Genomic DNA, 12695 nt, shown 5'->3' on the forward strand with positions numbered 1-12695 from the left:
AACCGCATCGCACACAACCCGCCCTTGGACGAGATGAACGATCGCACCTGCATCGTTACCCGCAAGCAGGCCGAACCGGATGAACTGATCCGGTTCGTCGTCGGCCCGGATTCGGCCGTCGTTCCCGATCTCAAGAGAAATCTGCCCGGCCGCGGTTGCTGGGTGAGTGCCGACCGCCTACATATTGAGAAGGCGGCGGCCAAGAATCTTTTTGCCCGCGCCTTCAAGGCACAGGTGGTTGTGCCGTCGGATCTTGGCGGCATGGTCGATGGGCTGCTTTCCAGATCCGCTCTGGGCATGTTGGGTCTCGCCCGCAAGGCAGGCGCAATTTCTCTTGGCGCCACCAAGGTTGAGAGTGCCGTGCGCGGCGGACTGGCGCTTTTCGTGCTCCACGCGACCGAAGCGTCGGACGATGGCGTGCGCAAGATCAGCCAGGCGCGGCGGGCGACCGTCCATATCGGCGGCCCTTCCATCCTTGCCTACAAACTTTTCTCCGAGGCCGAGTTGAGCTTGGCATTGGGGGGTACAAATGTGATACATGCTGCCGTCCTCGCGGGAGACGCGGGTAAGGCGGTCCAGAAGCGCATGGTTGCGCTCGACCGGTATCGGGGCGGTACCCCGGACGATCTGGCAATGCTTGCGGCCGTTGCTGACGAAGATGAGGCCGCAGAGGATATGGAATGAGCGATACGAAATCGGGCGACGACAAGACGTTGAGTGTTACACCTAAGAAGACCTTGACGCTGAAGCGCCCCGGCATGGAACAGGGCACCGTGCGCCAGAACTTCTCGCATGGCCGTACCAAGTCGGTCGTGGTCGAGACCAAGAAGCGCAAATTCTCCCTGCCCGGCGACAAGCCGGAGCCGGCTGCCGCGGCCCCTGTGCCCGTCTTCACGCCGAAGCCGCCGGTCGCGGCGGCCCCCGTCGTGCAGGAAGCGCCGAAGGCTGCGCCTCCGCCTGCCCCGCCGGCTCCGGTCGAGCGCAGCGGCATGGTGCTAAACGAACTGTCGCGCAGCGAAATGGAAGCCCGCCGCAGGGCGCTGGAAGGGTCCAAGGTCCGCGAGGTCGAAGACCGTCAGCGCGCCGCCGAGGAAGCCAAGCGCCGGGCCGAGGACGAAGAGCGCCGCAAGCGCGAGCGCGAGGAATCCGCACGCCGCCAGGCCGAGGAAGAGGCACGGCTGCAGGCCGAGGCCGAATCGCGCCGCCGTGCCGAGGAAGAAGCACGCCGCCGCGCGCCGCTGGCCGCGGAACTGGCAACGGCGGACGAAGAAGAGGTCAAGCCGAAGCGGGCTGGCGCGGGCGCGCCAGTGCGTCGCCTGGTTACGCCCGAAGTGGCGCGTCCGGCCAAGCCGACCAAGGGCGAGGAAGATCGTCGCCGTGGCAAGCTGACGCTGAATTCCGCGCTTTCCGACGAGGATGCGCGGGCCCGTTCGCTGTCGTCGATGCGTCGCCGTCAGGAGAAGTTCAAGCGCGCGATGCACAATGAGCCGCGCGAGAAAGTCATGCGCGAAGTGATCCTGCCCGAGACCATCACCATCCAGGAACTGGCGCAGCGCATGTCCGAACGTGCGGTCGATGTGGTCAAGTTCTTCATGAAGCAGGGTCAGATCCTGAAGCCGGGCGACGTCATCGACGCCGACACGGCCGAACTGGTCGCCACCGAATTCGGCCACACGGTCCGCCGCGTCGCCGAATCCGACATCGAGGAAGGCCTGTTCAACATCGCCGACAACGCCGAGGACCTGGTGCCGCGTCCGCCGGTCGTGACCATCATGGGCCACGTCGACCACGGCAAGACCTCGCTGCTCGATGCCATCCGCAACGCCAATGTCGTCTCCGGCGAGGCCGGCGGCATCACCCAGCATATCGGCGCCTATCAGGTCGAGAAGAACGGTCAGAAGATCACCTTCATCGACACGCCCGGCCACGCTGCCTTCACGGCGATGCGTGCCCGCGGCGCCCAGGCCACCGACATCGCTATCCTGGTGGTGGCGGCCGACGACAGCGTCATGCCGCAGACGATCGAATCGATCAGCCATGCCAAGGCCGCCGGCGTTCCGATCATCGTGGCCATCAACAAGATCGACAAGCATGACGCCGATCCGCAGAAGGTGCGCTCCGAACTGCTGCGCCATGAGGTCTTCGTCGAATCGATGGGCGGTGAAGTGCTGGACGTCGAAGTGTCGGCGACCAAGGGCACCAATCTCGACAAGTTGCTCGAGGCGATCCTGCTGCAGGCCGAAATCCTCGACCTGAAGGCCAATCCGGACCGTACCGCCGAGGGTGTCGTCATCGAAGCGCAACTCGACAAGGGCCGTGGCCCCGTCGCCACCGTGCTGGTGCAGACCGGCACCTTGATGCCGGGCGACATCCTCGTCGCCGGCAACGAATGGGGTCGCGTACGCGCTCTGGTCAACGATCGCGGCGAGCAGATCAAGGAAGCGCCGCCGGCGATGCCGGTCGAGGTGCTCGGCCTTCAGGGCACACCACAGGCCGGCGACCGCTTCGCCGTGGTCAACAACGAGGCCCGCGCTCGCGAGATCACCGAGTATCGCCAGCGTCTGGCGCGCGAGAAGGCGGTGGCCAAGCATGCCGGCCAGCGCGGCTCGCTCGAACAGATGATGTCGCAGTTGCAGACGAGCGGGTTGAAGGAATTCCCGCTGGTCATCAAGGGTGACGTGCAGGGTTCGATCGAGGCGATCAACGCCGCGTTGGACAAGCTCGGCACCGACGAGGTGCGTGCGCGCATCGTCCATGCTGGCGCCGGCGCCATCACCGAAAGCGACGTCTCGCTGGCGGAAACGTCTGGTGCGGCAATCATCGGCTTCAACGTCCGTGCCAACGCACAGGCACGTGCCGCGGCAGCCGCCGCGGGCATCGAAATCCGCTACTACTCGATCATCTACAACCTGGTGGATGATGTGAAGGCGGCTTTGTCGGGCCTGCTGTCGCCGGAGCGTCGCGAGACCTTCATCGGCAATGCCGAGATCCTCGAGATATTCGACATCACCAAGGTCGGCAAGATCGCCGGCTGCCGTGTCACCGAAGGCAAGGTCGAGCGTGGCGCGGGCGTGCGCCTGATCCGCGACAACGTCGTCATTCACGAAGGCACGCTGAAGACGCTGAAGCGCTTCAAGGACGAGGTTTCGGAAGTCCCCGGCGGCCAGGAGTGCGGTATGGCATTCCAGAACTACGAGGACATGCGCGTCGGCGACGTCATCGAGTGCTTCCGCGTCGAGATGGTGACCCGGACGCTCTGAGTTCGCGTGACTTGTCCATGCCAGGCGGTGGTCGAAAGACCGCCGCCTGGAGTTGATTGTGAAATTGCGCATCGTGCTTTTCGAAACCGAATTCGATTTCGGGCCGATGCGTTGACATATGAGACATGCGGCACGGTCCTATCCCGTGCCTCACGCTTTCAGGATTGAGAAAAATGTCCCGTCCAACCACATCCAGCCCGTCTCAGCGTATGCTGCGCGTTGCCGAACAGGTGCGCCACGCGCTGTCCGAAACGTTGCAGCGCGGGGAGATCATCGATCCGCTGATCGAAAATACCGTTGTGTCGGTCTCGGAAGTGCGCATGTCGCCCGACCTGAGGGTTGCCACCGCTTTCGTTTCGCCGCTTGGCGCCAAAGACGCGAATGCTGTTGTGGAGGCGTTGAACAAGCATGCGAAATTCGTCCGCGGCCGTGTCTCCGGCGCTCTGCGGCAGATGAAGTTCATGCCGGAGTTCCGCTTCAAGCTCGACACCTCCTTCGACAATTTCGCCAGGATCAACGATCTGCTGAAGTCGCCTGAAGTGGCGCGCGATCTCGATGCGGACGACGACAAGACCAGAGACGACAGGGCCAGAGACGACAAGGCCAAAGACGACAGGGGCAGCGAATAATGGGGCGCCGCGGCAAGAAGAAGGGCCGGCCGGTCTCCGGCTGGGTGGTGCTGGACAAGCCCGTGGGCATGGGCTCGACCGAGGCCGTGTCCAAGATCAAATGGCTGTTCCAGGCGGAAAAGGCCGGTCATGCCGGCACGCTCGATCCGCTGGCTTCCGGCATGCTGCCGATCGCGCTCGGTGAGGCCACCAAGACCGTTCCCTATGTGCAGGACGGCGCCAAGATCTACCGCTTCACCGTCGCCTGGGGGCAGGAGCGCTCGACCGACGACCTTGAAGGACCGGTGACGAAGAGTTCAGACCTCCGTCCGGCGGAGGCCGAGGTCAAGGCGCTGCTGCCGAAATACACCGGCGTCATCATGCAGACGCCGCCGCAATTTTCGGCCATCAAGATCGCGGGCGAACGCGCCTACGACCTCGCCCGCGAAGGTGAGACAGTCGATATTCCCGCGCGCGAGATCGAGATCGGCCGCCTCGACGTGGTCGAACACCACGCCGACCATACCGTTTTCGAGGTCGAATGCGGCAAGGGCACCTATGTGCGTTCCCTGGCCCGTGACATGGGCCGCGACCTCGGCTGCTTCGGCCATATCAGCAATTTGCGCCGGGTCGAGGTCGAGCCGTTCACATCGGAGGATTTCGTCACCATCGCCGAGCTGGAAGCGGCCCGTTTCGGTGCGCAAGGCGAGGACAAGCCGGAGCCTGCCGACGACGCCGATGCGATTGACGTGCCGGTGGACTTCGGCGCGATCGACGCGCTTCTTGTCGACACGTCGGCGGCTCTCGACTGCCTGCCGCAGATCGCCATCAGCGACGATGCGGCGACCAAGATCCGCCTCGGCAATCCGGTCATCATTCGCGGCCGCGATGCGCCTGTCGAGGCCGAGGAAGCCTGCGCGACGGCTCGCGGCAAGCTGGTGGCCATCGGCGCGATCGAACAAGGCATGTTCAAGCCCAAGCGGGTCTTTGCCGGTTGACGGCTCTCGGCTAACTTCACATCGACTCTACGCTCGAGGGGCACATGGCAAAGGCCGAGGCGGTGAAGAAGCGGGCGCCTGTAAAGATGAGGCGGCCGCCGGTAGGCGCTTCGCCGGGCACGCTGATCGCCGATCCGGCGGCGCGACGCTCCGAATTGCGGCTGACCTTGATCTCGCCGCAGAAGTTCAAGACCATCGACAATGCCAGCATCGACGATGTCGAGGCCAATTGCCACAAATGGCCGGTGATCTGGCTCGACTGCACCGGCCTCGCCAACATCCAGCTGATCAAGGAGATCGGCCGCATCTTCAGCCTGCATCCGCTGGCGCTGGAGGATGTCGTCAACACCGGCCAGCGGCCCAAGGTCGACTTCTTCGAGGATCATGCCTTCGTCGTCGTGCGCATGATCGACGATGTCACCGCGCATCGCTACGAGCAGATCGCCGTCTTCGTCGGCGAGAACTTCGTCGTCACTTTTCAGGAGCGCGAGGGCGATCCGTTCGACCCGGTGCGCAAGCGCATCGAGAGTTCGGCGCCCAACCGCTTGCGCACGCGCGGCGCCGACTATCTGGCCTACGCGTTGATCGACGCCATCGTCGACAGCTATTTCCCGCCGATCGAGGCGGCCGGCGACCTGGTCGACGGCATCGAGGATGAGATGCTGCATTCGCCGCACAAGCATCAGATGCGGCAACTGCACGAATTGCGGCGCGACGCCAACGTGCTGAAGGGCGTGCTGTGGCCTATGCGCGATGCATTGGCGACGCTGATCCGCAACGACGTGCCCTATGTTGGAGCCGAGACCAAGGTCTTCCTCAATGACACGCTCGACCACTCACTCAGGCTGATCGAACTGGTCGAGACCCAGCGCGATATGCTGACCGGGCTGATCGAGATGCATCTGTCGCTGAGCCAGGCGCGCACCAACGACGTCATCAGCTATCTCACCATCGTCTCGGTCATCTTCATGCCGCTCACCTTCCTGGTCGGCGTCTGGGGCATGAATTTCAGTCCCGATACCTCGCCATGGAACATGCCGGAGCTGCGGTCTTACTATGGCTATCCGGCGGCACTCGTCTTCATGCTGCTTGTCGCGGTCGGCTTGATTGCCTTCTTCAAATGGAAGAAATGGCTCTGACGCCGATAAAACCGGGCATTTGGGGCTGAAAAGCCGGCTTGGTGAATTGGGCTGGTGTTTTGCCGGGAATTGCACTATATGCGCCGCAGCATAGCGCCACGACGCTTTGCTTGCACCGGCCCCTGCTGGACGACATCCCGGCTGAGGGCGACCCGTTTCCTCAAACAGATAAGGAAAAACACGATGTCGATTACTGCCGAGCGCAAGAAGGAATTGATGGGTGAATTCGCGACCGCCAAGGGCGATACCGGGTCTCCGGAAGTCCAGGTGGCCATCCTTTCCGAGCGCATCAAGAACCTGACCGACCATTTCAAGGACCACAAGAAGGATAACCATTCCCGCCGTGGTCTGCTCGCTCTCGTGTCCCAGCGCCGCAGCCTGCTTGATTACCTCAAGCGCAAGGACGACGCGCGCTATCAGACACTGATCGAGAAGCTCGGTCTGCGCCGTTGACGAATTGACCGGCGGGCTCCCTCAAGGAGTCCGCCGGTCGCGCATTCGAGCACCGGACCAATCCGATCTCGAATGCAGGACTGGAGCGCCGCGCAGCCCATCGGGATGCCGGACGGACGCTCCGAAAAGTTGAATTGCGCATGACGCGTTCCGTAAGCCGTGGGTTTCGGGGTCATGCGCAGGCCGATCGATCGATTGGCCATATCCGGCTTCGAGCGTGCAGAGGGCCACTCGGAGCCGCCCATGGACGGTCATGGGGCAGGATTGCAGGACGCTCGTATGGCCACCGTGCCGACAGACCCGAGCCTCCCGTTGTCTTGCCCGTGGCTGCCCGAGAAAGGAAGCCAGAAGAAAGGGCACCCGCGCACGCTGAAACGGCGCGGCCCTTCCTCATACAAAGGACAAGACATGTTCAATCAGCACAAAGTGGAAATCGAATGGGGCGGTCGCCCGCTCATCCTCGAAACCGGCAAGATCGCCCGTCAGGCTGACGGCGCTGTGCTCGCCACCTACGGCGAGACCAAGGTTCTGGCCACCGTCGTTTCGATGAAGGAGCCCAAGCCAGGCCTCGATTTCTTTCCGCTGACCGTCAACTACCAGGAAAAGACCTATGCCGCCGGCAAGATCCCGGGCGGCTATTTCAAGCGGGAAGGCCGTCCGAGCGAAAAGGAAACGCTGGTTTCGCGCCTCATCGACCGCCCGATCCGTCCACTCTTCGCCGACGGCTACAAGAACGACACGCAGATCGTCGTCACGGTCGTCCAGCATGACCTCGAGAATGATCCGGACATCCTGTCGATCGTAGCCACCTCGGCCGCTCTGACCCTGTCGGGCGTTCCCTTCATGGGCCCGGTCGGCGGTGCGCGCGTCGGCTACATCAACGGCGAATACGTCCTCAACCCGCACATCGACGAAATGCAGGAATCCAAGCTCGACCTAGTCGTCGCCGGCACCGCCGACGCCGTGCTGATGGTTGAGTCGGAAGCCAAGGAACTTGGCGAAGAGCTGATGCTCGGCGCTGTCATGTTCGGCCACAAGGGCTTCCAGCCGGTCATCGACGCCATCATCAAGCTGGCCGAAGTTGCCGCCAAGGAGCCACGCGACTTCACCGCGCCGGATTATTCCGCGCTCGAAGCCGAGATGCTGAAGATCGTCGGCGACGAGCTTCGTGAGGCTTACAAGATTACCGACAAGCAGCAGCGCTATGCCGCCGTCGACGCCGTCAAGGCGAAGGTCAAGGCAGCCTTTGCTCCGGCCGAAGGCGAAGAGGCCAAGTACACCTCCGAGCAGATCGGCTCGGTGTTCAAGGAACTGCAGGCCAAGGTCGTGCGCTGGAACATCCTCGACACCGGCTCGCGCATCGATGGCCGCGACCTGAAGACTGTCCGCAAGATCGTTTCCGAAGTCGGCGTCCTGCCGCGCACCCATGGTTCGGCGCTGTTCACCCGTGGCGAGACCCAGGCGCTGGTCGTTGCCACGCTCGGCACCGGCGAAGACGAGCAGTATGTCGATTCGCTGACCGGCATGTACAAGGAGAAGTTCCTCCTTCACTACAACTTCCCTCCCTATTCCGTCGGTGAGACCGGCCGCATGGGTTCGCCGGGCCGCCGCGAAATCGGCCACGGCAAGCTCGCCTGGCGCGCCATCCGTCCGATGCTGCCGAGCGCTGACCAGTTCCCCTACACGCTGCGCGTCGTCTCGGAGATCACCGAGTCCAACGGCTCGTCCTCGATGGCCACCGTCTGTGGCACCTCGCTGGCGCTGATGGATGCCGGCGTGCCGCTGGCCAAGCCGGTTGCCGGTATCGCCATGGGCCTGATCAAGGAAGGCGAGCGCTTCGCCGTGCTTTCCGACATCCTGGGCGACGAGGATCACCTCGGCGACATGGACTTCAAGGTCGCCGGCACCGCCAACGGCATCACCTCGCTGCAGATGGACATCAAGATCGAGGGCATCACCGAGGAGATCATGAAGATCGCGCTGGATCAGGCCAAGGACGGCCGCCAGCATATCCTCGGCGAAATGGCTCATGCCCTGACCGGCGCCCGCCCCGAACTCGGCGAATTCGCGCCGCGCATCGAGGTCATGCACATCCCGACCGACAAGATCCGCGACGTCATCGGTTCGGGCGGCAAAGTCATCCGCGAGATCGTCGAGAAGACCGGCGCCAAGATCAACATCGAGGACGACGGCACGGTGAAGATCGCTTCTTCGAACGCCAAGGAGATCGAGGCGGCGAAGAAGTGGATCCACACCATCGTCGCCGAGCCGGAAGTCGGCGAAATCTACGAAGGCACGGTCGTCAAGACCGCCGACTTCGGCGCCTTCGTCAACTTCTTCGGTCCGCGTGATGGCCTCGTCCACATCTCGCAGCTCGCCAACGAGCGCGTCGCCAAGACCTCCGACGTCGTCAAGGAAGGCGACAAGGTCTGGGTCAAGCTGATGGGCTTCGACGAGCGCGGCAAGGTCCGCCTGTCGATGAAGGTCGTCGACCAGGCCACCGGCAAGGAAATCGTGCGCGACAAGAAGGCCGAAGGCGAAGAAGACGCCGCCTGAGCGATCTGACGGAAAAATCGAAGCGGGCGCGGCTTATGTCGCGCCCGTTTTCGTTTGGAGCGGTTCCAGGAAAGTATGAGGCGCTTTCCCTTGGGAATTGCGTAAGACTCTGGGAGCACTTCCATGTCCGCTGAAGCGCTGAAGACACTTTTCCATCCGTTCGAGGCCGAGGCTCTTGCCTTGCCGCGAAAGGGCGAGCGCATCCTCTTCCTCGGCGCCGAGCCCGGCCTGCGCGTGCCGTCGGGTTTCGAGGCCACGCTGCATCTCGTACAGGGCTTTCGGCCATATTTCCGTGCATTGCAGGCAGCGGGCTTTTCCGTCACGCCGCAAACCGAGGGGGACGGATTTGATGCCGCCCTGGTGCTCGCGGGCCGTCACCGCGGCCAGAACGAACTGCGTATCGCCGAGGCCCTCAAGCGCGTGGCGCCAGGCGGGCTTGTCGTCGTCGCCGGCGGCAAGGACGACGGCATTGCTAGCCTGCGCAAGCGCGTCGACGAGCTCGTGCCGCTCGACGGCCATATGCCGAAATATCACGGCATCGCCTTCTGGCTGCGCCGCCCTGTGGATATGCAGGCCGCAGCCACGCTTCGCGCCGCCAATCCCGCCTTGCTGATCGAGGAGCGGTTCCACACCGCACCTGGTATGTTCTCCTTCGATCGCGTCGATGCGGGTTCGAAACTGCTGGTCGACAATTTGCCCAGTGACCTGCGCGGCAATGCGGCCGATTTCTGTGCTGGTTGGGGATATGTCGCGGCTGAGATGGCTGCCCGCTCGTCAGGCCTGTCGGGTCTCGATCTCTATGAGGCCGATTTCGATGCGCTGGAGGCGGCCAAGGGCAACTTGGCCAACACAGTGGCGCAAGGCTTCTTCTGGATGGATCTGCTCGCCGAGCCTGTCGAGCGCCGTTACGACGTCGTCGCCATGAACCCGCCCTTTCATCGCAGCCGTGCTGCGGAGCCGGAGATCGGCGCCGGCATGATCCGCGCGGCGGCCAAGGCGTTGAAGCCCGGTGGCAGGCTGTTCATGGTCGCCAACCGTCAGCTTCCCTACGAGCCCGTGCTGTCGGCCGCCTTTGCCAGCCACGCGGAGCTTGCCCGCGACGGCATGTTCAAGGTGTTTTCCGCTCGGCGCTGACTTGCTCAATGCAGGTTGGCGACGCGCCGGACCTCGTCGGTGGCGTGCTCGTCGCCAAGCCTGAACTGGAGCGGCGCCGGCCGGCCGAACAAATAACCCTGCACCACCTCGCAGCCGGCCGCCCGCAACAGCGTCGCCTGGCTCTCGGTCTCGACGCCTTCGGCGATGATGCTGACGCCGAGCGCGCGCGAAAGCCCGACAATGGTCGAGACGACAGCGCCGGAGCTGGAATCGGTATCGATGCGGCTGACGAAGGAACGGTCGATCTTCAGCTTGCCGAATGAGAAGTCGATGAGATAGCTGAGGTTCGAATAACCGGTGCCGAAATCGTCGACGGCAACGGAGATGCCCATTTCGGCAAGCTCTTTCAGGATAGCGGCCGCGCGGTCGCGGTCCTGCATCATCGCCGTCTCGGTGACTTCCAGCTCAAGCCGCGAGGGCTTGATGCCGGTGGCCCGCATGGTGTCGCGCACGATGCCGACGAAGTCCTTGGTCATGAACTGGACCGGCGAGATGTTGACGGCGACGAAACAGTCGTCCGGCAGATGACGGGCATCGCTGCAGGCCTTGCGCAGAACCCATTCGCCGATCGGGTGGATCATCCCGGTTTCCTCGGCGATCTGGATGAACTCCAAGGGTGGGATCATGCCGCGTTCGGGATGGTTCCAGCGGATCAGCGCCTCGTAGCCGATGATGCGGCCGGTCGGCAGGTCGAGCTGTGGCTGATAGTGCAGGTCGAAGTCTCCGCGCTCGAAAGCGGTGTGCAGTTCGGATTCGACCCATTGACGATGATCGGCGACACGCCCCATCTCGCTGTTGAACACCGACCAGTTGCCGACCCCGCCGGCGCGCGCATTCTGCAGCGCCAGGTTGGAGCGGCGCAGGATAGGGACCGGATCGACGCCATCCTTGGGCATGGCCACGATACCCACCGACAGGCTCACCGATTGCTGATGGGTGCTCAGTTCATAGGGCTCCATCATTTCGTCGATGAGCCTTTCGACCATGCTTTCCATCGTTCCCTGGATCTGATGATCCGCAAGCAGCACCGCGAACTCGCCGGCGCCGATACGCCCGACCAGGGCGCGTGCGGGCACGCAGGTCTGCAGCCGCTTGGTGAAGGCGCGGATCAACTCGTCGCCCTGCGTATAGCCGATCGCGTCGTTGATCTGCTTGAACCGGTCGATGTCGATGTCGATCAGGAACACCGGTTCTCCGGTCCGGCTTGTCGCGCATGCCGCCTCGGCGACCTTGCCGACCATCGCCGGGCGCGCCAGCAGTCCGGTCAGCTTGTCGAAATGGGTTTCGTTGAAGACGAAATCCGCCGATTCATCGACGCCGGCGAAGAACGACATGGCCGCCACCGACGCCGCCAGCGCGCAAAGCGCAGCCATGATCGCGACCATCATGTCCATCGATATGCCGGCAAACCCATCGCCGAGGCCGTGCTTCAGGCCCCAGATGCCGAGGACAAAACTGCCAATGCCCGAACTCGCTATCGTGAGCAGTCGGAACACCGGTGTTCGCTTCGGGTTGCTGACGGCAGTCATTCAAAGGTCCCCAGATTGCGGGACTCTATAGCGGAAATCCCCTTAAAATGAGTTTCCGCGAATGTATCCAATTTTACTGGAGAAGATTATTTTCTTTACTGGAAAGAGAGCCATTTCTCCAAACGGTTGCCCAAAGCGTGGCGCCTTGATCCGTAAGGGCCGGTTAGCCATCCGTCTGCTTCAACTCGTCGAGCGTCGGCATGGAGACGATGTGATAGCCGGAATCGACATAGTGGATTTCGCCGGTGACGCCCGAGGCAAGGTCGGACAGCAAATAAAGCGCGGAGCCGCCGACCTCGTCGATGGTCACCGTGCGGCGCAACGGCGAGTTGCGCTGCTGGTACGAGAACATGTGACGGGCGTCCGAAATGCCGGCGCCGGCGAGCGTGCGTACCGGGCCCGCCGAGATGCCGTTCACCCGGATGCCACGCGGACCGTAGTCGTTGGCAAGGTAGCGCACGCTGGCCTCGAGGCCGGCCTTGGCGACGCCCATGACATTGTAGTTCGGCATGACGCGCACCGAACCGGCATAGGTCAGCGTGATCATCGAGCCGCCTTCCGTCATCAGGGCCGCGGCGTTGCGCGCCACTTCGGTGAAGGAGTAGCAGGAGATCACCATGGTGCGGACGAAATTGTCCCGGCTGGTGTCGGCGTAGAGGCCCTTCAACTCATTCTTGTCGGAAAAGCCGATGGCGTGGACGACGAAGTCCAGTCCGCCCCATTCCTTGCCGAGCGTCTCGAACGTGGCGGCGACCGAAGCGCTGTCCTCGACATCGCAGGGAACGACCAGCGAGGCGCCGAGCTTGTCGGCGAGCGGCTTGACCCGGCGGCCGAAGGCGTCGCCCTGATAGGTGAACGCGAGCTCCGCCCCATGTTCGGACAATTTCTTGGCGATGCCCCAGGCGATCGAATGATCGTTGGCGACACCCATGACAAGCCCGCGCTTGCCCTTCATCAATCCGTCCATGGCAGGCAATCCTTTTAGAAAACCGCTGGC

10 protein-coding genes are annotated in these 12695 nt (G+C 63.2%); 8 read left to right on the plus strand and 2 right to left on the minus strand.

What is annotated here, in order from left to right:
* The first annotated feature begins 33 nt into the window (after positions 1 to 33).
* From FJV83_RS14630 to FJV83_RS14665, 8 genes are all read left to right on the plus strand, one after another.
* On the plus strand, positions 34 to 684 hold the full coding sequence (locus FJV83_RS14630; RefSeq protein ID WP_095771825.1) for an RNA-binding protein: 651 nt from the start codon (positions 34 to 36) through the stop codon (positions 682 to 684).
* Positions 681 to 3260 carry a translation initiation factor IF-2 gene (gene infB / locus FJV83_RS14635; RefSeq protein ID WP_095787278.1) on the plus strand — a complete coding sequence of 860 codons (2580 nt, stop codon included), beginning with the start codon at positions 681 to 683 and terminating at the stop codon, positions 3258 to 3260. The genes FJV83_RS14630 and infB overlap by 4 nt, the downstream gene beginning before the upstream one ends.
* A 173-nt stretch (positions 3261 to 3433) precedes the next feature.
* Positions 3434 to 3889 (plus strand): 30S ribosome-binding factor RbfA, encoded by a 456-nt coding sequence (gene rbfA, locus FJV83_RS14640; protein WP_142886565.1) that lies wholly within the window; start codon positions 3434 to 3436, stop codon positions 3887 to 3889.
* Positions 3889 to 4866, plus strand: coding sequence for a tRNA pseudouridine(55) synthase TruB (gene truB, locus FJV83_RS14645; RefSeq protein ID WP_095771828.1), 978 nt, complete (start codon positions 3889 to 3891; stop codon positions 4864 to 4866). The genes rbfA and truB overlap by 1 nt, the downstream gene beginning before the upstream one ends.
* Positions 4867 to 4910: 44 nt before the next feature.
* On the plus strand, positions 4911 to 6005 hold the full coding sequence (corA, locus tag FJV83_RS14650) for a magnesium/cobalt transporter CorA (protein ID WP_095787281.1): 1095 nt from the start codon (positions 4911 to 4913) through the stop codon (positions 6003 to 6005).
* A gap of 78 nt (positions 6006 to 6083) precedes the next feature.
* Positions 6084 to 6458, plus strand: coding sequence for a 30S ribosomal protein S15 (gene rpsO, locus FJV83_RS14655; protein ID WP_269465810.1), 375 nt, complete (start codon positions 6084 to 6086; stop codon positions 6456 to 6458).
* Positions 6459 to 6866: 408 nt separating this feature from the next.
* Entirely contained in the window at positions 6867 to 9014 is a 2148-nt protein-coding gene (gene pnp, locus FJV83_RS14660; RefSeq protein WP_095771830.1) for a polyribonucleotide nucleotidyltransferase, read from the plus strand.
* A gap of 123 nt (positions 9015 to 9137) precedes the next feature.
* Complete coding sequence (locus FJV83_RS14665; RefSeq protein WP_142886566.1) at positions 9138 to 10148, plus strand: class I SAM-dependent methyltransferase; 1011 nt, start codon at positions 9138 to 9140, stop codon at positions 10146 to 10148.
* 5 nt (positions 10149 to 10153) lie between these two features.
* On the opposite strand, the gene FJV83_RS14670 is transcribed toward FJV83_RS14665, so the two are convergent.
* Both FJV83_RS14670 and fabI read right to left on the minus strand, forming a co-directional pair.
* Positions 10154 to 11698: a bifunctional diguanylate cyclase/phosphodiesterase gene (locus FJV83_RS14670; protein WP_142877135.1), complete on the minus strand. Its 1545-nt coding sequence runs from the start codon at positions 11696 to 11698 to the stop codon at positions 10154 to 10156.
* Between the two features lie 163 nt (positions 11699 to 11861).
* Positions 11862 to 12665: an enoyl-ACP reductase FabI gene (gene fabI / locus FJV83_RS14675; RefSeq protein WP_010913330.1), complete on the minus strand. Its 804-nt coding sequence runs from the start codon at positions 12663 to 12665 to the stop codon at positions 11862 to 11864.
* Positions 12666 to 12695 lie beyond the last annotated feature (30 nt).

This window comes from Mesorhizobium sp. WSM4307 (assembly GCF_007003945.1).
Taxonomy (GTDB): Bacteria; Pseudomonadota; Alphaproteobacteria; order Rhizobiales; family Rhizobiaceae; genus Mesorhizobium.

Excerpts from the sequence above, each read along its gene's own strand:
- corA (WP_095787281.1), top strand. The coding sequence starts at position 4,911 with ATGGCAAAGGCCGAGGCGGTGAAGAAGCGGGCGCCTGTAAAGATGAGG.
- FJV83_RS14665 (WP_142886566.1), top strand. The coding sequence starts at position 9,138 with ATGTCCGCTGAAGCGCTGAAGACACTTTTCCATCCGTTCGAGGCCGAG.
- truB (WP_095771828.1), top strand. The coding sequence starts at position 3,889 with ATGGGGCGCCGCGGCAAGAAGAAGGGCCGGCCGGTCTCCGGCTGGGTG.
- rbfA (WP_142886565.1), top strand. The coding sequence starts at position 3,434 with ATGTCCCGTCCAACCACATCCAGCCCGTCTCAGCGTATGCTGCGCGTT.
- pnp (WP_095771830.1), top strand. The coding sequence starts at position 6,867 with ATGTTCAATCAGCACAAAGTGGAAATCGAATGGGGCGGTCGCCCGCTC.
- FJV83_RS14630 (WP_095771825.1), top strand. The coding sequence starts at position 34 with ATGAACGATCGCACCTGCATCGTTACCCGCAAGCAGGCCGAACCGGAT.
- FJV83_RS14670 (WP_142877135.1), bottom strand. The coding sequence starts at position 11,698 with ATGACTGCCGTCAGCAACCCGAAGCGAACACCGGTGTTCCGACTGCTC.
- fabI (WP_010913330.1), bottom strand. The coding sequence starts at position 12,665 with ATGGACGGATTGATGAAGGGCAAGCGCGGGCTTGTCATGGGTGTCGCC.
- infB (WP_095787278.1), top strand. The coding sequence starts at position 681 with ATGAGCGATACGAAATCGGGCGACGACAAGACGTTGAGTGTTACACCT.
- rpsO (WP_269465810.1), top strand. The coding sequence starts at position 6,084 with ATGCGCCGCAGCATAGCGCCACGACGCTTTGCTTGCACCGGCCCCTGC.